This window comes from Gordonia rubripertincta, from assembly GCF_038024875.1.
GTDB lineage: Bacteria > Actinomycetota > Actinomycetes > Mycobacteriales > Mycobacteriaceae > Gordonia > Gordonia rubripertincta.
In genome coordinates, this window is sequence record NZ_CP136136.1 from 3,894,856 (window position 1) to 3,919,847 (window position 24,992).

Consider the following 24,992-nt stretch of genomic DNA (forward strand, 5'->3'; position numbering starts at 1 on the left):
TTCTTCGGACGGCGAACCGGGCCCGGGGAAGGCAATCGCATGGTGTACACACCAACCCGCGGCGAACTCGGGGGCGGAGCCCGCGAGGTCCTCGACTCATGGCTACCCGAGCGCATCGCACCCGACGGCACCGACTTCGAGATCTCGGACTTCTCGGCTCCCGACGCCGGCTACTCGGGCAAGACCGTGTTCTTCGCCGCACGTTGGACAGACACGACGGGAACCCGGCAGCACACGGATCTGGTATTGCGCATGCAGGCGTCGGACCATCAGCTGTTCACCACCCCCGACGCGCCGAGACAGGCCGAGATCATGCAGCGACTCGGCCGTACCGCCGGGATCGCTGTTCCGGAGATCGTGTGGATCGAACACGACGAATCGGTCCTGGGTGCCCCGTTCTACTTGATGCGTCGCGTCGCGGGCCGCACCCCGTCCGACGTCCCGAGCTGGCACAAACGCGGGTGGACCGCAGAGCTGTCCGAGTCAGATCGAGAACTTCTGTGCGATAACGCCATACGATCCCTTGTTGCAGTCCACCAAGTCCAGGACCCGGATGTGCTCGACTACCTGCGCGCTGATCCCGCCACCGGTGACACCGCACTGGCGCGCTACCTCGACAACCTCCGTGGATGGTACGAGTGGGCACGTGCCGACCTGGTGGTCGGCTCGCAGATCCTCGCACGCGCATTCGACGTCATCATGACCTGGGCCCCTGACACCAACCGCGAGGGGGTGGTCTGGGGGGACGCGCGGGTGGGAAACATGTCCTTCGCCGACGACATGTCGGTCGCCGCACTCTTCGACTGGGAGACTGCCACCACTGGTCCTCCGGAAATCGACCTGGGGTGGTGGTTGATGTTCGAAGAGTTCCTTTGCGAGGCATTGGGTTTCACCCGCATGCCGGGAGTCCCGGACAGTGACGAGACCGTCCGCCGCTATCTCGAGTTCGGCGGACGGATCGACGGTGACATCACCTACTACCAACTGGTGGCGGCGTTTGTGTTGTCGCTCATCAATAATCGACTGGCCGTTCTCCTCGCCCGGGATGGCCTCGCCGTCGACATCGCACACAGCTACCCCACCACCGTCGTCGCACTCGTCGATAGATACCTCACCGAACTGAGCACCGGAGGAACCAGATGAGCAGTACCACAGATCCAGACGCATCCCCGGTCGGCACCACCGGCCTGCCCTGGGAAATGGTGATCGAACAGGGCAAGATCAGGGAGTTCGCCGCGGCAATGCAGTCGGACAATCCCGCATACCAGGGTGCGGAGGCCATCATCCCACCCACCTTCTTGGTGAATGCCGCACAGTGGGCGCCGGCCGGAGTGCGGGTCAATGTCGGTTTCGAGCGAAAGCGACTGCTACACGGCGAGCAGGAGTACGTGTTCAGCGGCCCTCCCCCGAAGGTCGGCGACGTCCTCGTTGCCCAAGAGCGCATCGTGGACAGATACGAAAAACCCGGCAAACGCGGCGGGCAGATGAGATTTGCGGTGGTCGTCACGGACTACCGCCACCGCAATGGCGATCTCGTCGCCCAGGCCAAGGCAACCTTCATCGAACGCGCGGCGAAAGAGGCATCGAAATGACGAGCACCCAAACCGTGTTCGCGGTCGGCGATACCGCCCCTCCCCGCGATTTCGGACCATTGACCCGCCAGATGTTTGTCCGCTACTCCGGGGCCTCGGGTGACCTCAACCCGATGCATTACGACGATGAGATGGCGCGCAGCGCGGGAAACCCGTCGGTGTTCTCCCAAGGAATGCATCAGTCGGCGCTCCTCGCGACATTCGCAACAGACTGGCTCGGCGCAGCGAATGTGCGACGATTCGGAGTGAGATTTCGAGAGCAGGTCTGGCCCGGAGACATCTTGACCTGCACCGGAACCATCACGGCGATCACTGATGGCGCCGATGGTGAGACCGTGGCCACAGTGGAGTTGATCTGTAGTCGGCAGACCGGCGCCATCGCGATCGCAGGATCAGCGGATTTCGTCATCACGCGGGTGCAGGCATGACAACCCGACGACAGCCACGCCGGGCCGGGAGTCGTCCATGCCTACAACAACAGTTAGACTGACCGCAGTGTCAGAAACAACGCCGATCACGCGCCGAGCCAGTTACGGCCCGTCCAGCCCAGAAGTGGGCAGCCGGGGCGCCAACACGCGTACCAAAATCGTTGACGTCTCGCTGGACCTGTTCGGGCGCGTCGGGTTCTTCAACACCTCGGTCGATGCGATCGCCAAGGAAGCCGACATCTCCAGGGCGACGCTCTACCAATACTTTCCCGGCAAGGACGAGATCTTCCTGGAACTGCTCGATGTCTGTGGACGGGCACTGTTCCGCGTGGCGCGGCGCATCGGGCCGCTGGGTCCCACCAAAGTTGGATTCGACAATCTCAATTGGTGGCTGGGCGAGTGGAGTTGGGTCTTCGACCGCTATTCCACGATGTTCGTGCAGTGGACCAGCGTCGCGATGGCCGACACCTCTGTGCGACCGCAGATCGATTCGTTCATGTCCGGTTACACACGGATGGTCACCGCCCGGCTCGAGCAGTCTGAGCTACACGGCATCGAACCGCGGGTGGCCGCGATGGCGATGATCGCCATCGTGCACCGCATGAACCTGTTCCTCGCCACCGACCGAACCTACGGTCGCGACACCCAGGCCGTCGTCGACTCGTTGTCGGTCTACCTCCAATTGCTCCTGTTCCCCGACACGCCGTCGTCCGTGCTGAACAGCATTCCGTTGGAGACGCCGCCCGAGAACCCGGTGATCAACGTACCTCCGCTACCGTCGATCGCTGGTCTGTCGATGGACGATAGGACCGCGAATCTCAGCAAGCGCGCGGTCAACACAGTCCGAACGCTGGTGGACGCGGGCGCCAAACAGTTCCAGCTCAAGGGCTACCACCGGACCAGCGTCGACGACATCGTCGAAGAGGCGGGACTGGCCCGCGGCACCTTTTACAAATACTTCAGTGAGAAGCAGGATCTACTGGTCACCATCAGCATCGAGGGCATTCGGCACGCCCTCGAACTCGCCGAGCGTTTGAGGAAGATCGATCTCACGGATCCCGACACCACCGAACTGCGCGCCTGGATCAGCAGCTTGACGGGCTTCATGACGCGATTCTCCGGCTCCATCGGCGCATGGACCGAAAAGACCACGGACAACGACATCGTGACCCAATTGGGCACCTGCGGACAGGCGGCCATGGATTCGGCGATGGTGGCCGATCTGGTCACCCGCAAACGTGACTACCATTTCGACCCGGTCATCGCCGCAATCATCTTCCGATCGCTGGTGACCCGGGTTCCACAAGCCGCACGGGAACTCTCACCGCCATTGTCGGAAGACGAGATCGCCGACCTCGTGATCGACTGCGTCGGGCGAGGCTTCTTCAGCCATCTGACCTGAGTTCGCTGATCGATCTGACCTGTGCTTCAACGAGTCAATTTCCATACCCGAAGCGCTGCTGTGTATCTGGACTCAGACCACCTTTGGAGCTGGATTTTTTCTGACAACTGTGTCATCTTTGATGGAGATCTGTTCGCCCGGCGGTACCCGATAGGTGCCGCGGAGAGGAAACTCCACATGGATATCACCCGCGCATCAGCGCTCGTCACCGGTGGCGCCGGAGGTCTCGGCGAGGCCACCGTTCGTACGCTGGCCGCCGCCGGCACCTCGGTGGTCATCGCCGACCTCAACGACGAGAAGGGCAAAGCCCTCGAAGTCGAACTCGGCGACCACGTCCGCTATGTCAGTACCGATGTACTCGACGAGAGCAGCGTCAACGCGGCTCTCGCCGTAGCCAATGAGCCTGCCCCCCTTCGGATCGTCGTCAATGCCCACGGCGGCTCCGCGGGCGCGTCTCGCGTTGTCGGCCGTGACGGGGAGCCGGCGTCCTTCGAGCAATTCCAGTGGTACATCAACCTTTTCCTCAACGGGACCTTCAATGTGCTGCGTCTCGGCGCGGCGGCGATGGCGAAGAACGAGCCCGACGAAGCCGGCAATCGAGGTGTCATCGTCAACACCGCCAGCATCGCCGCATTCGAGGGCCAGATCGGCCAAACGGCCTACTCCGCCGCCAAGGGCGGTGTTGTGGGACTGACCTTGCCTGCCGCACGCGACCTGACGAAACAGGGCATCCGTGTGATGGCGATCGCGCCGGGTACCTTCTTCACCCCCGCATTCAAGATGGAGCGAGAAGAGGCCGAAAAGCACTGGGGATCAGGCGTCCCCTACCCCAACCGGATGGGTAGCCCCGCAGAGTACGCGGCGTTGGTCGAGCACATCGCCGAGAACGACTACCTCAACGGCGAGGTCATCCGTATCGACGGAGCATTGCGTTTCGGACCGAAGTAGTCCGGGCAGAAGAGCATTCGCGTCGAGCGAGTCGAAACATCAATCGATCTTTCGACTCGCTCGACGTTGATTCAGGACTCGCCGTCCGGGTCGGGCCACGATCTACCCGATCAACGGGTCAGACCACATGCGCTTCGCGGAGCCGAGCGATCTCTGCGTCATCCCTGCCGAGCTCTCGCAGAATGGCGATGGTGTGTTCGCCCAACGCCGGCACCGGATCCATTCTGGCCTGGACTCCACGCAGCACCGCCGGCGGAAGGAGCGCCCGGACCTGTCCGCCCGGCGTCTGGACGTCGCGCCAGCGCTCGCGTTCGGACAGGACCGGGTGATCCCAGAGTTGCTCCATCGTGTTCATCCTGGCATTTGCGATACCCGCGGCTTCGAGCTTCTTCTCCAGTTCGTCCGCGCTGAGTGGCTCGATCGCCGCAGTGACGATCGCCTCCAACTCTTCGCGGTTGAGCACGCGCACAGGGTTTTTTGCGAATCGCGGATCGTCGACCAGCCCGGGCAGGTCCAGGACCTGAGTGCAGAACCGTTCCCATTCGGGTTGATTCTGTATCGCCAGCAGCACGGTGCCGCCATCGCCGACGCTGAATGGGCCGTATGGGGCGATCGTCGCGTGCCGTGCACCCGTCCGACGCGAAGGGGTTCCTCCGTACTGCGAGTAGTACATCGGTGAACCCATCCACTCGGCGAGTGCCTCGAACAGCGAGACCGTCACTGCCGGAGCATCGCCCGTTGTCGCCCGAGAATAGAGAGCGGCGAGGATGCCGGAATAGGCGAAGCTACCCGCCGCGATGTCGGCAACCGAGATTCCCGCCTTTGCGACCTCCTGCTCGGTTCCACTGACACTGAGCAATCCGGCCTCGGCCTGAACCAACAGATCGTAGGCCTTCCGCGACTGCCAAGGCCCTTCTCCGTACCCGGTGATGTCACAGACGATCAGTCGTGGGTGCGAGTCCTTGAGGTCGTCGGCCCCCAGCCCCATCCGGCGGGTCGCACCCGGTCCGAGGTTCTGCAGGAACACGTCCGCGTCGGTCAGAAGTTCTCGCAGCAACTGTTGCCCCACAGCGCTCTTGAGGTCCAACGTGAGCGATTCCTTGGAGCGGTTGAGCCAGACGAAGTAGCTCGATTCCCCATGGACCGTGTCATCGTATCCCCGCGCGAAGTCCCCGACCCCGGGCCGCTCGATCTTGATGACGCGCGCCCCGAGATCGGCCAGCTGGCGAGTGGCGTACGGAGCGGCCACCGCTTGCTCCAGACTGATCACCGTGATGCCGGCGAGCGGCAACGCGTTCATCATCGGGCCAGCGGATCGCGCGGCAGGCCGAGGAGCCGCTCGGCGATGGTGTTGCGCATGATCTCGGATGTGCCGCCGGCGATGGTCAGACAGCGCGCGAACAGATATGCGTACGTCAGCTCAGGAGTCTCACCGGTCACCGCTGCGGTGCCGGCCAGATCGATTCCCAGCTCGGTGACACGTTGCGAATGCTCGGCTTTGATGAGCTTCGTCACGTTGGCTTCGGGGCCGGGACCGGCACCGATGACCGCGCGCGCGGCCTGCCTCAGGTTGAGTAGACGAAGGGTGTGTGCTTCGGCGATCACCTCACCGACGCGTCGCACGCCGTCGGCACTCTCTGACTCGTCGAGCAACTTTACGAGATCGGCTTCCCCGAACGCGATGGAACCGCTACCGCCGCCGATGGATACCCGTTCGTTGCCCAGGGTGGCACGGGCGACCTTCCAGCCCTCGCCCACTGCGCCGACGACGTCGGAGTCCGGCACGAAGACATCGTCGAAGAAGACCTCGTTGAACAACGCGTCGCCGGTGATCTCACGTAACGGACGGATCTCGACGCCGTCGGCCGACAGGTCGATCGCCATCATCGAGACCCCGGCATGCTTGGCTGCGTCGGGGTCGGTCCGGACGGTCGCCAGACCCCATTGACAGTCGAGAGCGACACTGGTCCAGACCTTTTGGCCGGTCACGCGCCAGCCGCCCTCGACCCTCTTGCCCACGGTTCGAACGGCAGCGGCATCCGAACCTGCACCGGGCTCGCTGAACAGCTGACACCACTGATCCCGGCCGCGCAGCACCGGTTCGATCCACCGATTGCGCTGATCGTCCGAACCCACCTGCGAGATGGTGAGATTGACCCAGCCTGTGATGCCCAGGTCTGGCAGATCGATGCCCTCGAACTCCTCCTCGATCACCAGTTGCTCGATCGCTCCGGCCTCGCGCCCCCAGGGCTTGCGCCAGTGCGGGACCAGGTATCCACTGTCGACGAGGTGATCGCGTCGCTGTGCCTCGGGCAGGGCTCTGACGGCCTCGGCCTCGGCACGGGCAGCCGTCCGGAACACCTCGGCCTCCTCGGGCAGCTCGAATATTGCGCCCTGGGCCTGACCCGATCGGTAGGCGGCGACGATGTCGACCAACGGATCGATGCCGTCGGACAGGATTGCGGCGACCGTGGTCGCACGTCGCAGGTAGAGGTGCGCATCGTGCTCCCAGGTGAACCCGATGCCACCATGAAGTTGGATGTTCATCCGGGCGTTCTTCAGCTGGGTCGGGCCCGCATAGGACGCCGCGACAGCTGATGCGAACCAGGCACTGTCGATGTCATTGGCGCGGGCCGCATCCCAGGTGGCCGCGACGGTCGCCTCGGCGGCGATGAGCATGTCGGCGCAGTGATGCTTGACGGCCTGGAACGAGCCGATGGTCCTTCCGAACTGTTCGCGAACCTTTGCGTAGTCCGTGGCCATCTCGAGACACGCCAGCGCCCCGCCAGTGGCCTCGGCGGATGCGAGGACACGCAGCAGGCTGCGACCCGAGCGTGCCGCACCCTCGAGAATTCGGTTGGCCGGGACAGCAACTCCCGTACAGGAGACCGTCCCCAGCCCGCGAGTGGTGTCCAGTGAGGTGGCTGGGCTGATGCCTACCCCTGCCACGGTCGTGTCGAGCACCACGAGGTCATCGCCGATCGCGAGGACGAGCAGATCTGCCTCCGGAGCCGACAAGACCGCGCGCACCTGGCCGCTGACCAGGCCCTCGGTGTCGCGGGACAGCCCCGCGGCGAGGCCGACCGCACCAACTGTCGATCCGTCCGCGAGCCCGGGGAGCACTTCCGCCTTGAGGTCGGCATCCCCGGAGTGCGCGATGACTGCCGATGCGGCAACCGTCGCGAGGAACGGGCCGGGAGTCAGCTCATGCCCCATCGCTTCGAGGACGACGGCCAGCTCCGCGATGCCGTAGCCCGACCCACCGTGTTCTTCCGGGAGATGCAAGCCGAGCCAACCGAGATCCGCTGTGCTCGACCAGAACTTGTCGAGAACGGGTGATCCGTCGAGGGAAGCGCGGGCGGCGTCGCGGACACGATGCCGCCGGAGATGGCCGGCAGCGGCATCGGCGAGTTCAATGTGTTCGGGGGATATGGCAAGTGCCATGTCGGCCACCTTTCGATTGCGAGCTGATTGGCCTTTCGGCACACGCAACTGACCCTAGATGTCAGATCAACGATATTCAAGGCTCGGTGCACCGCGCACGCCGAACAAGCATCGCCACAACACACAATGATTCCATCCCCTTCTGAACTGCACAAATGACCGCTCGAACCGGTGGAGCGACATCTTTCGGACAATTCGTGGACAAGGTGTCAGATCATCCACTATGGTTTTGGCAAGGAGTGACCCACGTCATTCTTCCGGAGCACCCCTTCCGAGTCAGCACAGAACGGGGCATCGGGCCGACGATGGGGATCACATCACACGAGAGATTTGGAAGTCTTGCATGAGCATCTCGCTGATCCTGGACATGGCGGCATCTGGCCACCCGGACCGGACTGCCATCACGGTCGACGGCACCTCACTGACGTATGCGGAGTTCGGCGAACTCGTCGCCGGCGCAGCAAGTGTCATCGCGCGGGCGGACGCCAAGAACGTCGTCTTCCTCGGTAATTCCGGACTCGAGCTCCCCGTGTTGGTATTCGCCGCCGCCCATGCCGGTGTGCCGTTCGTACCGGTCAACTACCGCCTCGCCCGCGGGCAGCTCGAACAGCTGATTGCGCGTACAGAATCCCCGTTGGTCATCGCGGACCCTCGCTACGTCGCCGAACTGGCGTCGATCCGCGACGTCATGACCACCGACGCTTTTGCCTCCGCCGCCCGCGCGGCTGCATCAGATCCGCTGCCCGCCGCGAACGTCGACCCGGACGATCCGGCGATCATCTTGTTCACCAGTGGAACCACATCCGCACCCAAGGGTGTGATCCTGCGGCACAGCCATCTGCTCAGTTACGTCATGAGCACTGTGGAGTACGGGTCGGCCGCGGAGACCGACGGTGCGCTCATCAGTGTTCCGCCGTATCACGTCGCCGGGATGGGCACGATCCTGACGAACATCTATGCCGGTCGCCGCCTGATCTATCTGCCCAACTTCGATGCACGCGCCTGGGTGGAGCTCGTCCGTCGAGAAGGTGCGACGTCTGCCATGGTCGTGCCGACGATGCTGGATCGTATCGTCGATGTGCTGGCAGGTGAACGCGCCGATGTGCCCACGCTGCGATCGCTCTCCTACGGCGGAGCACGCATGCCTCGGCCCACTCTCGAAGCGGCGCTGCGGGCATTCCCCGAGGCGGGATTCGTCAACGCCTACGGTCTGACCGAGACGAGTTCCACGATCGCGCTGCTGGGCCCCGAAGATCACCGCGCGGCACTCGACAGTGACGATCCGGTTGTCCAGGCGCGTCTGGGCTCGATCGGCCGACCGGTTCCCGGCATCGAGATCCAACTGCGCAGCCCCGAGGGGCTCCCGGTCGCGTCAGGCGAGCAGGGCGAACTCTGGGTACGCGGGCCACAGGTGTCCGGGGAGTACATGGGTGCCGGCTCGGTGCTGGACGCCGAGGGCTGGTTCCCCACCAAGGATCTCGCGTACACCGACACCGAGGGTTTCCTCTACATCGTCGGGCGCAACGACGACACCATCATCCGCGGTGGCGAGAACATCGCACCCGCCGAGATCGAGGACGTTCTCGTACACCACCCGATGGTCCGCTCGGTTGTGGTGGTCGGCATACCAGACGATCACTGGGGTGAGGCGATCGCTGCTGCGGTCGTCGTCGAGCCTGGCATGTCTGTTGATCCCGAGGAGTTGCGCACCTACGTACGTGAACGCCTACGCGGTTCGCGCACCCCGGATCGGGTCATCTTCCTCGACGACCTCCCGGCGACCGCAACCGGAAAGATTCTCCGCAAGGACGTGGTGTCGAGCATCGTCGAACCCACAGCGGAATCCCGCGCGTGAACGGCGCACAGAGCTCGACGTCGAACAGCACCAGAATCAAAGGAGAGATCGTGTTGAAAACCGGAAGTCGTCTGCAGAGCCAGGTATGCGGCACACAGGTGATCATCGTCAAGGCACCCGCAGGCGAATCGGAACTCGACTGCGGCGGCCAGCCGATGATCGACGTGACGAAGACACCGGCGACCGGGCTCACCCCGGCCGCGGGACTCGACAGCGGGACACAGCTGGGCAAACGCTACGTCGACCCCGAGGACACCGTCGAGGTCCTGGTGACCAAGCCCGGCACCGGAACCCTGTCGCTCGGCGGCACGCCACTGGACATCAAGAGCGCCAAACCCCTTCCCTCCAGTGACTGACCCGCACGCCGGGCCCCTGGCCGGTGTACGGGTACTCGAGCTCGCCGGCATGGGACCCGGTCCTCACGCCGCGATGGTGTTGGCGGATCTGGGCGCCGATGTGGTCCGCGTACAGAGACGCGGCGGGTTGGCCACAGCCGGAACAGGGTCGAGTGCCGGCCTGCGCGGACGAACCATCGTGGAAGCCGACCTCAGGAACCCCGATGACCTCCGCGATGTGCTGCGACTCGTCGCGCGGGCAGACATCCTCATCGAGGGCTTTCGCCCGGGCGTCACCGAGCGCCTCGGTCTCGGCCCCGACGACGTCGCCGAGGTCAATCCACGGCTCATCTACGGCCGAATGACCGGATGGGGGCAGAATGGTCCACGGGCTATGGAGGCAGGCCACGACCTGAACTACATTTCACTGACGGGACTACTGCACGCCGTTGGACGTCCGGGTGAGCGCCCGGTGCCACCCCTGAACCTCTTCGGCGACTTCGGCGGCGGTTCGATGTTCCTGGTGATCGGTCTCATCTCCGCTCTGGTCGAACGCCAGACCTCCGGACGCGGGCAGATCATCGATGCGGCGATCGTGAACGGCGCAGCGGCACTGGGGCACCTGCTGTGGGCCATGCGCGGGTCAGGACGGTGGTCAGATGACCGTGGCGAGAATATTTTCGACGGCTCTGCTCCGTTCTATGACACCTACGAGTGCTCAGACGGCAAGTATGTCGCGGTCGGAGCCTTGGAGCCACAGTTCTTTGCGACGATGGTAAAAACCCTCGGCCTCGATCCCGCCGAGGTCGGCGCCCAACGCGAACCCGAGAACTACCCGCACATGCGTAAGCTCTTCGCCGAATGCTTTGCCTCTCGGTCACGGGACGAATGGGCAAGCGTCTTCGCCGGGGTCGACGCTTGCGTCACTCCGGTTTTGACCTTCGCCGAGGCCGAAGCCGATCCACAGATGGTCGCGCGCGGTGTCTTCACGACGATCGACGGGATCACCCCAACCCGCGCCGGCGCCGTCGTTCTCGCGTACGTCCCCTGCGGTTCCCGCACCACCGCCAAGGCACGCAGTCGATGTCGCGGACGTCTGGCCGTGATCGCTGATTCGTGCACCACAACAATTTGGAGGAATCTTGACTGATACACCGGAGTCTCCCGCGCTGATCGAACGTCGCGGGCACGTCATGCTCATCACCATGAATCGTCCAGAGGCGCGTAACGCCGTCAATGCCGAGATGTGCATTGTCGTCGGCGATGCCCTGGCCGAAGCAGACAAGGACCCTGACGTTCGCGCCGTGGTCCTCACCGGCGCCGGCGACAAGGCGTTCTGCGCGGGAGCCGACCTCAAGGCCATCACCCGCGGCGAGGCGGTGATCCCACCCGGGCGCGAGCAGTGGGGCCTGGCGGGCTACGTCGGACATGCGATCAGCAAGCCGACCATCGCAGCAGTCAACGGACCCGCGCTCGGCGGTGGCACTGAACTCGTGTTGGCCAGCGATCTCGCGGTCTCCGCCGACACTGCGATCTTCGGGCTGCCGGAGGTGACACGGGGTCTGATCGCCGGTGCGGGCGGCGCATTTCGCCTCGCCGCGAAGCTACCTCAGGTCGTTGCGATGGAACTGCTGCTCACCGGCGAACCGATCACCGCTGTGCAGGCGCTCGAGCTGCACCTGATAAATCGGGTGGTCCCTGCAGGTGACGTGCTCGCCACTGCGCTGGCGCTGGCTGAGAAGATCGCGGCCAATGCACCACTCGCGGTAGCCGCTTCCAAACGAATCGCTCTCGCACAGAGCGAGTCCGGCGATCGACCGAACGAGACCATCGGCTGGGACATGACCAGCGCCGCACTCCCGGCGATCGCCTACTCCGAAGATGCCAAGGAGGGACCCCGCGCCTTCGCCGAGAAGCGGCCACCCGTGTGGCAGGGCCGCTGAAACTGCGCGTCACCAACGGAGACGGACTGCCCCACAGCGATTGCTTCGGGCAGTCCGTTCTGACGCCGGCCAGTTCAACCGCACGTCGAAATCAGTTCTTCTCAACACTCGTGAGGAGCGACACCGGGTTCGGGATTGTCCGCACGATTGAGAACTTCGCCGACCACCCGATTCCCCGGTGGCGTACCAGACCAGCGGGTTCACCTCGACACCGCCAGCCCCATCCCGGTGATCCATTCCTCGACCGGCTGGTAGACAAGCGCTTCCAGCGGCGTGCCACCTCCCGCGGCCCCGGCCGCCAGCCATGTGCGCACCTCGTTGGCACCGACACCGGCCTGCGCGCGGGCATCATCGGTGAGCGAGACGAGTTCGGCACCGTCCCAGGTGGCCAACGCGTCCAGGAATGCCTTGTCCCACTGCGGCTTAATCTTCGTGCGTGCAGCTGCCGCGCCCTCAGTGATCACGCGGTGCCGCTCCTCGTCGCTGATGTCGTAGCCATCGAGCTCCAGACTCGGCGGCGAGTGAGACAGCCCGCCGGTCCCGATCACCAACACGCGGGCGTCCAACGTGTCGAGAAAACGCCCGACGGCTTCCCCGAATTCCAGTACGCGGGCGGCCGCCGGCAACGGTCCGGTCGCACAATTGATCGGCACTGGGATGACCGGGTAGCTTCCGAGGTCACCGGTGAGATCTCGTAGTGGTTGCGCGAAAGCGTGGTCGAGGGAGACGTCCCGGCAGACCGCGATATCGAACCTCGAGTCGAGTAGATGCACAGCGAGGTCCATGGCGACATCGGCCGGAACATTCAGTGTCCCTTCGTCATGGCCACCTTCGGGCAGGATGGTCGCGGACGTGGCCACGCCGAAGGTCGGGACCACGTGCCGAAAGGCACGGCGATGGTCGCCACCGAAGAGGATGGTGAAATCCGGGTCGAACGAGGTGATCAGTGCCCGCGCATCAGCCAGGCCAGCCCGGAACTCCGATCCGAATACATGCTCGGTGTCTCGCTCCATCCCCGGGCTGTGGCTCGCGCACACGACCAGTCGATTGCGTTCCGTCATGACTCTCCTCGTCGGTACGTTCGGTCGCCGCTGGAATGGCACCTGAACCATTAGTGACACTGACGTTAGATCAAATGTTCACTCCAGTCGAGCGCCACTTCGACGGGCCGTTGATCACGCCGTACGCTCGCAGCCGGCATAACGGCAGAAAGACGTATGGAAGGGTTCTTCTGCTACTTGACAGATCGTACCCTTGTCCCCCAAAGTAGACGTAACTGTCAGATATTGGAGGACATCGCCGTGGCCTTTGTGATTTTGCAAGCGTGTTGCAACGACGCCTCATGCGTTGATGTATGCCCGGTCAACTGCATCCATCCGACGCCCGACGAGCCGGACTTCATGCGGACAGAGATGCTCCATATCGACCCGCAGACCTGCATCGACTGTGGCGCCTGTGTCGAGGCCTGCCCCGTGGAGGCGATCAAGGCCGAAGACGAGTTGGACGATCCCGAGCTCCCGTTCATCGAACTCAATGCCGAGTACTTCGACCTGCATCCGGTGCAGAGCGGTGAACTCGACGTGCCGAAACCGCTGTGGCGGAAGGCGGATTTCTCGCAGCTGAGGGTCGCCATCGTCGGGTCAGGACCTGCGGCATTCTATGCCGCGTCCGAGCTGATCGCACTCAAAGGCGTCCAGGTTGACATGTTTGAGCGCTTGCTGACACCGTATGGGCTCGTCCGCTCCGGAGTCGCTCCCGATCACCCGGGCACGAAGGCGGTGACCGACATCTTCCGGACCCTCGAGCGTCGCAAGAATTTCAGGTTGCACCTTGGGGTCGAGGTCGGTGTCGACCTGACGCATGAAGAATTGCTGGCACACAACCACGCTGTCATCTACGCAGTGGGGGCGTCGTCGGATCGTCGCCTCGGCATCGCCGGCGAGGACCTGCCGGGTAGCCACACCGCCACGGAATTCGTCGGCTGGTACAACGGCCACCCCGACTACGCAGATCGAACCTACGATCTTAGCGGTGAACGAGCCGTCATCGTCGGCAACGGCAACGTCGCTCTCGACGTCGCTCGCATCCTGCTCTCCGACCCGGACGACCTCGACCGCACCGACATCGCCGACCACGCATTGGAAGTGCTGCGTGCGAGCAACATTCGCGAGGTGGTTGTGCTCGGCCGACGGGGTGTCGCACAAGCCGGATACACCAATCCCGAAATGATGGCCCTGCGCCATCTCCCCGGGGTCGACCTCGTGATCGATCCCGACGAGGTGCGCATCGATTCTGTGACGCAAGAGATTCTCGACGACCCCGAAACCGAGTCATCGGTCAAGGCCAAGGTCGTTTTGGCCCGCAAGGTTGCCGAGGAGGGCGGGGCCGGCTCATCGAAGCGGCTCGTCCTGAGATACCTCGTCTCCCCCACCGAGATCTCGGGCGAGGGTCACATCGAGTCCGTCAGCGTCATGCGCAACAACCTCGAACGCAACGAGTCAGGAGCCGTCGTCGCGGTCGGAACGGATACCACCGAGGTCATCGACACGTCGCTCGTACTCCGGGCGGTCGGCTATCGTGGCGTGCCGGTACCAGGGGTGCCGTTCGACGACGCCCGTGGCGTCATCTCGAACGTCGATGGTCGGGTTGTCACACTGGACGGCGACGAACCAGTCCGGGGTGTCTACGCCACCGGATGGGTCAAGCGGGGGCCCTCAGGGGTCATCGGGACGAACAAGAAGTGCGCCGCCGATACCGTCGACCTGTTGCTGCAGGACTACGTCGCGGGCGCACTCGCCGCTCCCGCAGACGACTCGGAATCATTCGCGGACTTGGTGTCCCAGCGAGCGCCGCACGTCGTCGACTTCGCCGGCTGGTCCCTGATCGACAAGGCCGAGCGAGCCGCGGGTAAGCCGCGGAGGCGACCACGAGTGAAGTTCGTCGACGCCGACTCGATGATGGAAGTCGTGCGCGGGGACTGACACGTCCTCAACCCACGATACGAGGACCCCACCTATCAGACGACGGTCATTTCCGCGGTGGAAGGACCGGCGGCGAAGGGCCGGTGGTGCTCGACCACTGCCACCCTAGGTGGACGATCAGCGTGTTGTCTTCTGCCGCAACCCATCGACAGTCACCGGAGCGGAAGCCCTTCGGCGCCACCACCAGGTCTCCTCGGGAGGCCTCCGCCCATCGCGACACCATCTCGGGCGACAGCGACCGAGCCTATGCGCACTTTCTGACATCTCTGGGTATCTTCTGTCCACTTCTGTCCACCCACACAGGCCTGACGCGCGCAGCGTCTTCGGGTCCATCAACCATCCCCGAATCACGGAACCACCAGCGTACACAGCACGTCTCTGTGCCGCCAGGACATAACAGTTGGGTAACATTCCGAGAAAACGATAGGAGTGACGGCCGTCATAGTCAACGATTCGAGTGTCCGTATCTGACACCGCGTCTCCCAGTGGATCCGATCTTCGCACCAACTCGAACGATTGGATACGAGACTCGATCCAACATCCATGTGCGGGCGCAATTTCGACGTCCCGATCTCAGGAGCACAGCATGAACAAGACAAGGACCGGCCGGCGGTTGTTGGCAACAACGTTGCTCTCTGCCGCCCTCACCGCAGGGATGGTCGCCTGTAGCAGTTCCGATGACGGCGGCGACTCGGCAGCCGAACCCTCGGTCAACGAATCCGTTCTGGGCACGCCCAATAAGGCAACCGGCACTCCCGTGACAATCGGGTTCGTCAGCGAAGGCAAGTCGCCGACGATCGACACGAGCGACGAGATCCGTGGCGCCCAAGCCGCGGCCGCCTACGCCAACGAATACCTCGGTGGCATCGGCGGACATCCGATCCAGTTCAAGCCGTGTGAGGCACTCGCGCAGCCTGCCGTGGCAACCGATTGTGCGAACCAGATGGTCCAGGCCGGCGCCGCAGCGGTGGTCGGACCGACCCCGGGCGAACTCGACAACCTCGTCGACGTCCTGTCGCCCGCCGGTGTCCCGCTCGTCGTCCACAGCGGCACCACGCCGAAGGGCCTCAACACCCCCGGGGTCTTCTCCCTGTCGAACGGCACCGCGTACTTCGCGATCACGGCCACCTCAGCCAAAGACGAGGGGCTCAAGGACACTCTCGCCGTGTCCATCGGCGTGCCGGGCGCGGAGGGACCCACCCGTGCGGTAGGCGGTATGGTTTGGGGTAATGCAGGTGTCGGGTACGATGTCGTCGGCATTCCGCCGGGCACCGCGGACATGACCCCACAGATCAGTGCCGCGGGAGCCGACGCGGACAACTTCTTTGTCCTCGGCAATGACAGCTTCTGCACCAGCGCCTTCAAAGCAATCAAGACCACCAAGCCCAATACCCCGATCTTCGCCATCGATCGGTGCATCAGTATCGGTGGCGGCAGCTCGATCCCGAACGGTTACAAGGACATCAATGTCACGGCCGCACTCAACCTCAGCCCCGACGCGGCCGATTCTCAACTGTACTCGGCGATTCTGGCCAAGTACGGCGACGGCGCAAAGTTCGGCCAGCTCTCGTCTGCCGGATACGCCCCGATGCTCGGCATGATCAAGGCACTCAACGCCGCCAAGGTCACCGACCCCACGAAGGAAACGGTCATGGAGGGTTTGAAGACCGCGCCTCCGACGGAGTACCCGCTGACCGACGGAATCATATTCCAGTGCAACGGCAAGCAGATCCCGATCTCACCGAATATCTGCAGCGCAGACGGCATCCTTGCCAAGGCGAACGAGAACGGCGAACTCACCAACTACAAGAAGGTGACCATCGACCCATCGCTCTACGCCAAACCCACCTCCTGATCAACCGCTCGAACTGATCTGGCCGCCAGCCCTTTTCGGAATGGCGGCCAAATCTATTTGGGACGGAACCAGCCTCGGAGCGAGTGCCACGTTCCGCTCTGGAAGTCGGTCCGCATGTCGTTGTCGGGGTCGGTCGTCGCGCAAGTCCGATGGCCACTCCAGAATCGATCACTGTGCGCCCCGATCGCCGTTTGACTGCTGGTTGCGTGACCGCTTCGTACGGCACGATGACCGTCTTCCACGGCGCGCCGGGCAGAATGTGGAAGATCCCGCGACGCTGCGCCTGCGCAGTCGCCTTTCAGGCAAGTGGAGCAGACTCAGGACGCTTCCACGGGCACCCTGCGTGGTCGCCCGCGTCAGATCGAGAGCCGTCGTACGTACCGTGGGATCCAACGGAGGATCGCGCGCACGTTTGACTCCCGAGCTTGGTTCTCTCGAAACCGCTTCGACTTGGTGAGTGTCGCCTTGGACCCTCCGTCCGAGATCGTTTTGACGCTGCGGCGGCCCGAGAGCTCCCGTCCGGAGATGCACTCGACCCGCTCGACTCATCGGCTTCCAGGAGTGAAATCCAAGTAGATTTCGATTGGGTGTGAACAGTCTCAGACAACAGGTCTTCCTTGCATGAATGAGACATAGAGCCGGCCACCCCCGCGCGCGGGGGTGGCCGGCTCTATGTCGGTGAACGGGCTCTGCCGATGAACTGTCAGACGGCTTCGCCCAGGTAAGCCTGTTCGAGCAACACTGGGTCCTTTGCGAGGTCGTCGGCCGGCCCGCTTAGTCGCACACCGCCGTGCACGAGGACGAGCGCCTCGTCGGCGACCTCCAGAGCCAACTGCACGTGCTGTTCCACCAGCACCACAACGGCTTTGGTCTCATCCGCGATCCGACGCACGATTGGCAACAGCTCCTCGACGATGACCGGGGCCAATCCCATGCTCATCTCATCGATGAGAAGGGCGCGGGGATTCTGGGTCAGCGCTCGCGCCACGGCGAGCATCTGTTGCTCTCCACCCGACAGCGCCCCGGCATTGACTTTGATGCGCTTGGCAAGGGCTGGGAACATCTCCGTGGCCGCATCAACATCGAGCCCTCCGGACCTCTTAGCGATCGTCAGATTCTCACGGACCGTCAGCGATGTGAACAACGCCCGATCATCCGGAACCAGCACCAGTCCATGACGGTTGGCTTCCGCAGGACGACCGCTGCGCAATTGTCTGCCCTCGACGACGACGTCGCCTCCTTTGCGGGGCAGCAACCCGGCCAAGGTGTTCATCAGAGTGGACTTCCCCGCGCCGTTGGGCCCCAGGATCGCCAGGACATTGCCGGCATGGAGCGAGAAGCTCACGTCTCGAACCACTTTGACCGAACCGTAGCCGGCCGACACCTCTCGGCATTCGAGGATCGGGCTTCCGGTATGCACATACTCTTCCGGTTTGCCCTTTCCGGCAAGCAGCACGTCAGCCATGAACCTGAGCCTCTCTTCCTAAATATGCTTCCGCAACTGTTCGATTTGACCGGATCTCCGCCGGGGACCCGGACGCTATGAGCTCACCGAAGTTCAGCACGTGAACGTCGTCGCAGATACTCAGGACCAGATCCATGTCGTGATCGACCATCAGAATCGTCACCCCACTCTCACAGATTCTTCGCAGTCGTTCTCCGAGCCAACGGCTCTCAGTGCTGTCGAGGCCACCTGCCGGCTCGTCCAGCAGCAACAGATTGGGGTGAGCCGGCCAGAGCCCGTGCGATCGATACCAGCTGACGCTGTCCTTGTGACAGTTCGCCGGCTGGGCGCTCACTGATCTCAGTGATACCCAGGAGTTCGAATACCTCCGTGAGGTGGCCGGTATCGGTGTGTTCGGTGTTGACGTCGGGACGATGCACTGCGGCCGTTCGGCCCACCTTGACGTTCTCTGTCACGCTGAGATCGTCGTACAGCTCGATCGCCTGAAAGGTACGGCCGAGGCCCGCACGAATCCGATTGTGCGGGGCGAGTCCGCCCATGGACGACCCCGACAGTGTGACGTCGCCGGTGTAGTCCGCAAATCCGGTGATGGCATCCATGAGTGTAGTCTTTCCGGCACCGTTCGGCCCGATAAGCCCCACCAGCGCACCCTTCGGAACATCTACCGATACGTCCGACAGCGCAACCGCACCACCATATTTCACCGACACATCGGTGAGGATCAGCTCGGACTGCCCCGTCCGGTCGAGAACCCGCGGCTGGGCCGGAAGCTCCTCGGTGGGAATGGCATCCGTGGCGTGCGCATCCGGAGAGGCCTTGGCCTTGTCCCGCAGCGCTGCGGCCCGGCGGTTCGCCAACACACTGTGTGCCGGGCCCACGATGCCCTCGGGGTTGAGGATCACAGTGAAGATCAGCAGGATGCTGGAGACCACGACATACCAACCACTCACCGACCACAGTTCGTCGACGAAGATGAATATCAGCCCGTTCGCGGCGGAGACCCCCGCCAGGATGCCGCCGGCAACCGAGGTGATACCGGCCAGGTAGACCGTGGCGAAGAGCGCAACGCCGGCCATCGCCGAGTACGAGTCGAATGTCACGGTCTGCTGTTGGTAGGCCAGCAATGAGCCGCCGATGCCGGCAATGAACGCACCAATCGCGAAAGCCAAAATCTTGACCCGGACGACACTCACACCGGCTGCGGCAGCGGATCTCTCGTTTGCCCGGACTGCTAGCATCTCGGTCCCGAGTCGACTGCGCCGTAGCAGCGCGACCGAGACAGCGACCGCAACCAACACCAGTAGCACCAGCACACCGAACGTCACCCGCGGATACGCCAGGCCCTGACCAATGCTCAGGTCCCATCCGAACAGGCTGGGTTTCGGCGCCTCGACGCCACTGGTGCCGACGATGTCGCCGTTGCGGAACCAGATCGCTTCGACCGCAAACGCCATTGCCAGCGTCACCACCGCGACTGTGAGACCTCGAATCCTCAGGGCCGGAAGTCCAATCACAACGCCGAGCGATGCCGCGCAGATCGCAGCCACAAGCGGAGCGATCGGGAACGGAAGATGGAAGGTGTTGGCGATGGGTCCGAGCAGGAAGCCCGCGGCTCCGGCGATCGTCAACTGGGCCAACGATACCTGACCGGCGTACCCGGTGACCACGACGGAAGACAACGCGATGATGGCCATGATGAAGCTGACGATCAGCCCCGTGCGCATGCGGTCTTCAAGCAGGACCAGAGCCACGATGCCGACGATCGTCATCACCACAGCGGTAGGAGCGACGTGAAGTGGCCGGGGGGCGCGTCCCAGGGTTTGCAGGATGATCTCGCCACGTGCAGGCAACGGCTTGGCACGGATAAGCAGCACCGCCAGGATCAAGACCAATGGCACCAGTTCGGGCAAACCGGCGGACGGCAAGAAGTCGTATTGGGATGCCAGGTACTGCGCCTCGGACTGCAGCATGCCCACGGCGAGACCGGCGAACACTGCGACCACGACGAGGTCGAAGCGTGCCAAGATCGCGGCGGCCAGCGCCGGCACGATGAACAGGGTGTAGGCGACCGGTACCAGCGGGACGATCGGCGCAATCAGGATTCCCGCCAGACCCGCGACCGCAGAACTGAGCATCCAGTTGTATGCAGCGATGCGGTCGGGCGAGATCCCGCTGACATACGCGCCGCGTTCGGTCTCCGCAGATGCCCGGGTCGCTAGCCCGAACTTGGTGTAGCGGAAGACCAGTGCAAGCAGCACGGACAGCACCACGATGGTCAGCGCGAAGTAGAAGCGGTCGGCCGACAACTGCAGGTCACCGGCCTGCCAGACGTCCGTCGGGAAGATGGGGCTCACCTCGACCGGGTCCGTACCGAGTTTCTGGGCCACCAGGCCGGCGATCAGCAGCGAGATGCCGAGTGCGGCCACTGCTCGCGCCACCAGAGGTGATGTACGCAATGGCCTGAAGACCAGCAGATACAAAACCAGTCCAAGCAGCGCGGCGATGATGAGCGACAGGGCCATCGCAGGCCACATTCCCATCGATTTGCCCAGATCGATCGAGTCCACGCCCGGTATCAGTACGAGGAGTTGCCCCTGCCGAAGAAAGGCGTATGTGTACGCGGTGTACAGCGCGATCGCTCCAGTCGCGAAGTTCACGACCCCGGAGCTGCGATACGTCAGGACGATTGCAAGGGCCAAGGCACCGAAAACTGCGCCGTTTCCTAGTCCGAGAAGCAAAAACACCAGATGCTGCATTGTGACGACATTCCTCACCGGAGTCCACTTGAAAGGTGACACTGATGTTAGATGATGCTGCGACGTACGTCACCCCCTTGGTCCGGATTGATGTCGTTCACAGTGCGGCGCGCCATTGGGCACGGGAACGCCATCGGCGCAGTCTCGGGTGAACCAGCCAACGGCCGGTCCGTGGTTAGCGACGATCCCCTCTCTGTGGAGTCATGATCGCCACAACTTGCCGGGGTGCTCGGTTCTCTGACACCGGCTGTATCAGCAACGAAACATTCAGTGTAACAACTTGATTACAAAGGTCACTGGATCTCTCCCCCCCAAGAGTCCATGCTGATGACCTAGTGAGATCCTGACGGTGAGGCTTCGCTGTCCACGTACTTCATGGGTGCATGCGTCTTAGTGTTCGCAAATGAGTTCAAGCGTTACCAGCGAGCAGAGGCTCGCCGGAGTGGTCTGACCGAGCTTCCAGACGTTATCGATGCTCGCTGGTCCACGAGCATCCACTCGCCCGAGAACATGGTTCTTGACCGCGATTCCCTCATCCGGAGGCTTGACGAGGTGTCCCCTCGCCAAAAGGAGATGGTGATTCTTCGAGCGGCCGGGTTTGAGCTCGCGGAGATCACTGAGATCACTGGGGCCACATCCGCGAAAGCGGTTGAAGGCGCTCTGTATCGCCTGCGGGTGAAGAACAGGAAAGACCATCCCGCGCCCAAGCGGCAAGAAGGTAGAGGAGGTGAGCGACGATGACCGACGAATACATGAGCATCGAGGATCTGCTTGAGCGGTCATCGCTCGGAACTACAGGTGCCCAAGCATTGCGCAAGCGCACATCTCCGACAGTTGCTCGCGAGATCAGCCATCGAGCAACGCTTCTAGCACAGTCTGCTGACGCAGCAGTAGGGCCGCCGCAAGCAGCGGACTCAGAAGACAATAGGCTCAGCGAGGATCATGTCTCCGAGGAAAGCACGCGCGAGCGTGCAGTCGTGGGCAGGACGATTGCACACCGTGCTCAGCACGAGCCAGGACCTCAAGGCGGGTCGCTTGCGATACTCGATGACAAAGTCCGTGCCGCACAGAATGGCGATAGCGCCGCGCTCACGGCGGTCCTCGCAAGTGTGCAAGAGCCTATTCTGCGCTACTGCCGAGGGCGAGTTGGGATCGGAGAAAGGCATTTGTTCTCCGCCGATGACATTGCGCAGGAGGCGTTGATGGCGGTGATGACTGCCCTGCCCCGGTACCAGGACCAGGGCAAGCCGTTCATGGCATTTGTCTACTGTTGCGGCGCACAAGGTAGCGGATGCCATCCGGGTGGAGGGGCAGGTCAAGTCCGATCCGGCCGAAAACCTTCCCGAGACCGTCGCCGGCGCTGGTGACCCGGAACGAGCTGCACTGGATGCCGACGCCACCCGCCGGATGCGTCAGCTGTTGACTACTCTGCCGGAGAAAGCAGCGTGAGGTGCTCGCTCTGAGGCTGATTGTGGGTTTGTCAGCCGGAGGAGACCGCAGACGCTGTCGGGAGCACCCCGGGCGCGGTCCGCGTCGCCCAGCACCGAGCTCTAGCCAGACTCAAAGTCGAGCTGAGAAGAAGCGAAGGAGGGAGCGAAGGAGGAATTGCTGATCTGGCTTGATTGCGACAGCCACCGAGTGCAACTCGTCCGGCAGATCGGGGCGCTGGAGGGCCAGCCTCTTCTCGGTGCCCAGCAGTGGGAGGCGGTTCGCCGGCAGGGCGATCAGCACGATCGAGGACTGGATTTCGATACGAAGCAGCTCTCCCACCGCTACTTCTCAGGTTGTAACGCCTACACTTGTCGGTAGGTGCACCTAAGGTGCAAGCGAAAACACGGATGTGGACGTCGTTCGGTAACACCGTGGGGCCCTCGTACATGTCAGTGCGGACCCGGCTGTTCAAAAGTGGCGTAATGTGCGAGGTCGTCGACTACGTCTACAACACGACGTGGACCTCGTCGGTCGAGTCGCAGTCGAACACTCACTGCGGCACCGGGTCCTACAACAGCCACGGCTTCGTCAAAGCATTCGACGACTCCCAGTTCAACGAGTACGTGACATTCCCGTCGAACCCGATCAACTACACCGCGCCGGCCTCAACAGCCCGGCTCTCGGCCATCGCGCAGAGTGAACGCGGCGCCGACCCGAAATCCACTTTCAGTGTCGGTGGCCGTTCATATGGTCCGGCCAGCCAGCGCGACGGCGTCAAGAGCCCCGACTTCGTGGCGGTGCACTCCGACACCGGCCGACTGGGCTACGTGAACTCCGGATCGCTGGACGCTGCCAAGAAGGGCACCTCGCTGGCGGTCGTGGGCCGAGTGTCAACGGCCAGTTTGATGTCCCCGCTGGTGGCCAGGTAAAAGTCCCCACCCTGTGCGGGATGTTCTAGGTGGGTGGTACCTCCGTTCGGTGTGTCATGCGGTAGGAGTCGCCGTCGGTGATGACGATGGTGGCGTGGTGCAGTAGCCGGTCGAGGATGCTGGCGGCGGTGGTGTATTCGGGCAGGAATCGTCCCCATTGCTCGAAGGGCCAGTGACTGGCTATCGCCAGTGAGCGGCGTTCGTAGGCGCCGGCGACGAGCCGAAAGAGCAGTTGGGTGCCGGTGTCGTCGAGCGGGGCGAATCCAATCTCGTCGAGAATGAGCAGATCTTGGCGCAGCAGGGTGTCGATGGTTTTGCCGACGGTGTTGTCGGCGAGCCCGCGATACAGGGTCTCCACGAGGTCAGCGGCGGTGAAGTACCGCACTTTGTGCCCGGCGTGCACTGCGGCGATCCCCAGCCCGATCAGGGTGTGACTCTTACCCGTTCCGGCTGGGCCGATCAGGGCTAGGTTGTGTTGTGCTCGTACCCATTCCAGTGAGGACAGGTATTCGAAGGTGTTGGCCGGGATGGACGATGCGGCCACGTCGAACGATTCCAGGGTTTTGGTGACCGGGAACCCGGCAGCTTTGAGTCGGTTGCGGATGTTGGAGGCATCACGGGCGGCGATCTCGGTTTCCACCAGGGTCCGCAGCACTTCTTCGGGTGTCCACCGCTGGGTTTTCGCGGTGAGCAGGACCTCGGGGGCGCTGCGGCGGATCGAGGCCAGTTTCAATCGGCGTAGCGCTTGGTCGAGGTCGGCCGGTAGTGGCGGCACTGTTTGGGATGTAACTGGTTTCGATGTTGTGTTGGTCATGACACCTCTTTGTCGCCGGCGCCGAGCTTGTAGGCATCCAGCGAGCGGGTGGGCGCGGTTGGCAGGTGGCCCAACAGTGCTGTGCCGGCCGGTCGCGGGTTGGGGGTGCCGGCTCCGGCATCGAGGATCGAGCGGACATCGGCGGCCTTGAACCGCCGGAACGCCACCGCCCGGGTCAGGGCGGTGAGCACCTGTTCGCGGCTGTGGGAGGTGACGAGCCCGAGGATGTCATCGAGTTCACCGCCCAGGCGGGTGTTGCCGATGGCTGCGGCACCGACCAGGAACTGCTCAGCAACCTCACCGAGATCGCAAAACTGCTTCTCTACCGCGGTTTTGGGTCGTGGTGCACGACTGGGCGGTGTGCGTGGCCCCCCGTAGTGGCCGTCGTTGAGGACGACCTCACCAGGTGCGGCCAACAGATGTTCGGCGACCACCTCACCGGAGGCGGGTTCGGCGATCAGAAGCCGCTCACCGTCCTGGATGAGGGTCACGGTGGTGCCGATGAGCCGGTTGGGCACTGAGTAGCGGGCCGAGGCATACCGGATACACGAGAGGCGGTCGACCTTACGTGCGACCGGCGGTGGACCGACCTGAGCACGCAGAGACGGCAACGCCGACAACACTTCTCGTTCCACATCGAGTTGCTCAGCAGGCACGCACAGCGTGTCGCTGTGGCGGCGGGTGTTGACCTCGACACACCAGTCCCGCGCGGCCCGGTTCGCTGCGTGCACATCCAGCGGCACGTCGTCACGACCAGCGGCGATCTTGGCTTCGGTCCACAACGGTTGTGAATCGCCCCGGCTTTGTTGGAGGC

Annotated in this window: 20 protein-coding genes and 2 pseudogenes; 13 read left to right on the forward strand and 9 right to left on the reverse strand. The window is 63.4% G+C overall.

What is annotated here, in order from left to right:
* Window positions 1-39: 39 nt before the first annotated feature.
* The 5 genes from RVF83_RS17675 to RVF83_RS17695 all read left to right on the forward strand — a co-directional run bounded on the left by RVF83_RS17675 (window position 40) and on the right by RVF83_RS17695 (window position 4,370).
* Window positions 40-1,143 carry a phosphotransferase family protein gene (locus RVF83_RS17675; RefSeq protein WP_005199560.1) on the forward strand — a complete coding sequence of 368 codons (1,104 nt, stop codon included), beginning with the start codon at window positions 40-42 and terminating at the stop codon, window positions 1,141-1,143.
* Window positions 1,140-1,592, forward strand: coding sequence for an FAS1-like dehydratase domain-containing protein (locus RVF83_RS17680; RefSeq protein ID WP_005199561.1), 453 nt, complete (start codon window positions 1,140-1,142; stop codon window positions 1,590-1,592). The genes RVF83_RS17675 and RVF83_RS17680 overlap by 4 nt, the downstream gene beginning before the upstream one ends.
* Window positions 1,589-2,020, forward strand: a complete 432-nt coding sequence (locus RVF83_RS17685; RefSeq protein ID WP_005199562.1) for a MaoC/PaaZ C-terminal domain-containing protein — start codon at window positions 1,589-1,591, stop codon at window positions 2,018-2,020. Before RVF83_RS17680 ends, RVF83_RS17685 begins: the two co-directional genes overlap by 4 nt.
* A gap of 67 nt (window positions 2,021-2,087) precedes the next feature.
* Window positions 2,088-3,422 carry a TetR/AcrR family transcriptional regulator gene (locus RVF83_RS17690; protein ID WP_039880737.1) on the forward strand — a complete coding sequence of 445 codons (1,335 nt, stop codon included), beginning with the start codon at window positions 2,088-2,090 and terminating at the stop codon, window positions 3,420-3,422.
* 177 nt (window positions 3,423-3,599) lie between these two features.
* Entirely contained in the window at window positions 3,600-4,370 is a 771-nt protein-coding gene (locus RVF83_RS17695) for an SDR family NAD(P)-dependent oxidoreductase (protein WP_005199564.1), read from the forward strand.
* A gap of 118 nt (window positions 4,371-4,488) precedes the next feature.
* Here the strand turns inward: RVF83_RS17695 and RVF83_RS17700 are convergent, their stop codons facing one another.
* A complete protein-coding gene (locus RVF83_RS17700) occupies window positions 4,489-5,670 on the reverse strand; it encodes a CaiB/BaiF CoA transferase family protein (RefSeq protein ID WP_039880738.1) in 1,182 nt (393 codons plus the stop codon).
* Entirely contained in the window at window positions 5,670-7,814 is a 2,145-nt protein-coding gene (locus RVF83_RS17705) for an acyl-CoA dehydrogenase (RefSeq protein WP_005199566.1), read from the reverse strand. The genes RVF83_RS17700 and RVF83_RS17705 overlap by 1 nt, the downstream gene beginning before the upstream one ends.
* A 343-nt stretch (window positions 7,815-8,157) precedes the next feature.
* On the opposite strand from RVF83_RS17705, the gene RVF83_RS17710 reads away from it, so the two are divergent.
* From RVF83_RS17710 to RVF83_RS17725, 4 genes and pseudogenes are all read left to right on the forward strand, one after another.
* Window positions 8,158-9,669 carry a class I adenylate-forming enzyme family protein gene (locus tag RVF83_RS17710; protein ID WP_005199567.1) on the forward strand — a complete coding sequence of 504 codons (1,512 nt, stop codon included), beginning with the start codon at window positions 8,158-8,160 and terminating at the stop codon, window positions 9,667-9,669.
* Window positions 9,670-9,719: 50 nt separating this feature from the next.
* Complete coding sequence (locus RVF83_RS17715) at window positions 9,720-10,025, forward strand: hypothetical protein (RefSeq protein WP_005199568.1); 306 nt, start codon at window positions 9,720-9,722, stop codon at window positions 10,023-10,025.
* A 49-nt stretch (window positions 10,026-10,074) separates the two neighbouring features.
* Window positions 10,075-11,110 (forward strand): annotated as a pseudogene (locus RVF83_RS17720) (CaiB/BaiF CoA transferase family protein).
* 36 nt (window positions 11,111-11,146) lie between these two features.
* On the forward strand, window positions 11,147-11,947 hold the full coding sequence (locus tag RVF83_RS17725; protein ID WP_005199570.1) for a crotonase/enoyl-CoA hydratase family protein: 801 nt from the start codon (window positions 11,147-11,149) through the stop codon (window positions 11,945-11,947).
* A gap of 200 nt (window positions 11,948-12,147) precedes the next feature.
* On the opposite strand, the gene RVF83_RS17730 is transcribed toward RVF83_RS17725, so the two are convergent.
* A complete protein-coding gene (locus tag RVF83_RS17730; protein WP_005199571.1) occupies window positions 12,148-13,008 on the reverse strand; it encodes a 3-carboxyethylcatechol 2,3-dioxygenase in 861 nt (286 codons plus the stop codon).
* A gap of 240 nt (window positions 13,009-13,248) precedes the next feature.
* Between RVF83_RS17730 and RVF83_RS17735 the strand changes: the two genes are divergently transcribed.
* Window positions 13,249-14,928 (forward strand): FAD-dependent oxidoreductase, encoded by a 1,680-nt coding sequence (locus RVF83_RS17735; protein WP_005199572.1) that lies wholly within the window; start codon window positions 13,249-13,251, stop codon window positions 14,926-14,928.
* A gap of 586 nt (window positions 14,929-15,514) precedes the next feature.
* A complete protein-coding gene (locus RVF83_RS17740) occupies window positions 15,515-16,783 on the forward strand; it encodes an ABC transporter substrate-binding protein (protein WP_005199573.1) in 1,269 nt (422 codons plus the stop codon).
* Between the two features lie 703 nt (window positions 16,784-17,486).
* Here RVF83_RS17740 and RVF83_RS17745 read toward each other — a convergent pair.
* Genes RVF83_RS17745 through RVF83_RS17755 form a run of 3 tightly spaced genes read right to left on the reverse strand, consistent with a single transcriptional unit; the run spans window position 17,487 to window position 21,004 of the window.
* On the reverse strand, window positions 17,487-18,248 hold the full coding sequence (locus tag RVF83_RS17745) for an ABC transporter ATP-binding protein (RefSeq protein ID WP_005199574.1): 762 nt from the start codon (window positions 18,246-18,248) through the stop codon (window positions 17,487-17,489).
* Window positions 18,241-18,399, reverse strand: coding sequence for a hypothetical protein (locus RVF83_RS17750; protein WP_341262034.1), 159 nt, complete (start codon window positions 18,397-18,399; stop codon window positions 18,241-18,243). Before RVF83_RS17750 ends, RVF83_RS17745 begins: the two co-directional genes overlap by 8 nt.
* A gap of 58 nt (window positions 18,400-18,457) precedes the next feature.
* Complete coding sequence (locus RVF83_RS17755; RefSeq protein ID WP_341261963.1) at window positions 18,458-21,004, reverse strand: ABC transporter permease subunit; 2,547 nt, start codon at window positions 21,002-21,004, stop codon at window positions 18,458-18,460.
* 1,040 nt (window positions 21,005-22,044) lie between these two features.
* On the opposite strand from RVF83_RS17755, the pseudogene shbA reads away from it, so the two are divergent.
* A pseudogene (shbA, locus tag RVF83_RS17760) lies at window positions 22,045-22,626 on the forward strand (RNA polymerase sigma factor ShbA).
* Here the strand turns inward: shbA and RVF83_RS17765 are convergent.
* Entirely contained in the window at window positions 22,565-22,774 is a 210-nt protein-coding gene (locus tag RVF83_RS17765) for a hypothetical protein (protein WP_005199579.1), read from the reverse strand. The pseudogene shbA and the gene RVF83_RS17765 sit on opposite strands and share 62 nt — an antisense overlap.
* A gap of 143 nt (window positions 22,775-22,917) precedes the next feature.
* On the opposite strand from RVF83_RS17765, the gene RVF83_RS17770 reads away from it, so the two are divergent.
* The gene (locus RVF83_RS17770; protein WP_005199580.1) at window positions 22,918-23,364 is read left to right on the forward strand and encodes a hypothetical protein; all 447 of its coding nucleotides are present in this window, start codon (window positions 22,918-22,920) and stop codon (window positions 23,362-23,364) included.
* Window positions 23,365-23,389: 25 nt separating this feature from the next.
* Here RVF83_RS17770 and istB read toward each other — a convergent pair whose 3' ends face one another.
* The gene (gene istB, locus RVF83_RS17775; RefSeq protein WP_005199581.1) at window positions 23,390-24,178 is read right to left on the reverse strand and encodes an IS21-like element helper ATPase IstB; all 789 of its coding nucleotides are present in this window, start codon (window positions 24,176-24,178) and stop codon (window positions 23,390-23,392) included.
* Window positions 24,175-24,960 carry a Mu transposase domain-containing protein gene (locus RVF83_RS17780; protein ID WP_005199582.1) on the reverse strand — a complete coding sequence of 262 codons (786 nt, stop codon included), beginning with the start codon at window positions 24,958-24,960 and terminating at the stop codon, window positions 24,175-24,177. The genes istB and RVF83_RS17780 overlap by 4 nt, the downstream gene beginning before the upstream one ends.
* Between the last annotated feature and the right edge of the window lie 32 nt (window positions 24,961-24,992).

What these genes read in the sequence shown, in the direction of transcription:
- RVF83_RS17675 (WP_005199560.1), top strand. Translation starts at nt 40, where the DNA reads ATGGTGTACACACCAACCCGCGGCGAACTCGGGGGCGGAGCCCGCGAG.
- RVF83_RS17680 (WP_005199561.1), top strand. Translation starts at nt 1,140, where the DNA reads ATGAGCAGTACCACAGATCCAGACGCATCCCCGGTCGGCACCACCGGC.
- RVF83_RS17685 (WP_005199562.1), top strand. Translation starts at nt 1,589, where the DNA reads ATGACGAGCACCCAAACCGTGTTCGCGGTCGGCGATACCGCCCCTCCC.
- RVF83_RS17695 (WP_005199564.1), top strand. Translation starts at nt 3,600, where the DNA reads ATGGATATCACCCGCGCATCAGCGCTCGTCACCGGTGGCGCCGGAGGT.
- RVF83_RS17700 (WP_039880738.1), bottom strand. Translation starts at nt 5,670, where the DNA reads ATGAACGCGTTGCCGCTCGCCGGCATCACGGTGATCAGTCTGGAGCAA.
- RVF83_RS17705 (WP_005199566.1), bottom strand. Translation starts at nt 7,814, where the DNA reads ATGGCACTTGCCATATCCCCCGAACACATTGAACTCGCCGATGCCGCT.
- RVF83_RS17710 (WP_005199567.1), top strand. Translation starts at nt 8,158, where the DNA reads ATGAGCATCTCGCTGATCCTGGACATGGCGGCATCTGGCCACCCGGAC.
- RVF83_RS17730 (WP_005199571.1), bottom strand. Translation starts at nt 13,008, where the DNA reads ATGACGGAACGCAATCGACTGGTCGTGTGCGCGAGCCACAGCCCGGGG.
- RVF83_RS17740 (WP_005199573.1), top strand. Translation starts at nt 15,515, where the DNA reads ATGAACAAGACAAGGACCGGCCGGCGGTTGTTGGCAACAACGTTGCTC.
- RVF83_RS17745 (WP_005199574.1), bottom strand. Translation starts at nt 18,248, where the DNA reads ATGGCTGACGTGCTGCTTGCCGGAAAGGGCAAACCGGAAGAGTATGTG.
- RVF83_RS17750 (WP_341262034.1), bottom strand. Translation starts at nt 18,399, where the DNA reads ATGGTCGATCACGACATGGATCTGGTCCTGAGTATCTGCGACGACGTT.
- RVF83_RS17755 (WP_341261963.1), bottom strand. Translation starts at nt 21,004, where the DNA reads ATGCAGCATCTGGTGTTTTTGCTTCTCGGACTAGGAAACGGCGCAGTT.
- RVF83_RS17770 (WP_005199580.1), top strand. Translation starts at nt 22,918, where the DNA reads ATGTGCGAGGTCGTCGACTACGTCTACAACACGACGTGGACCTCGTCG.
- istB (WP_005199581.1), bottom strand. Translation starts at nt 24,178, where the DNA reads ATGACCAACACAACATCGAAACCAGTTACATCCCAAACAGTGCCGCCA.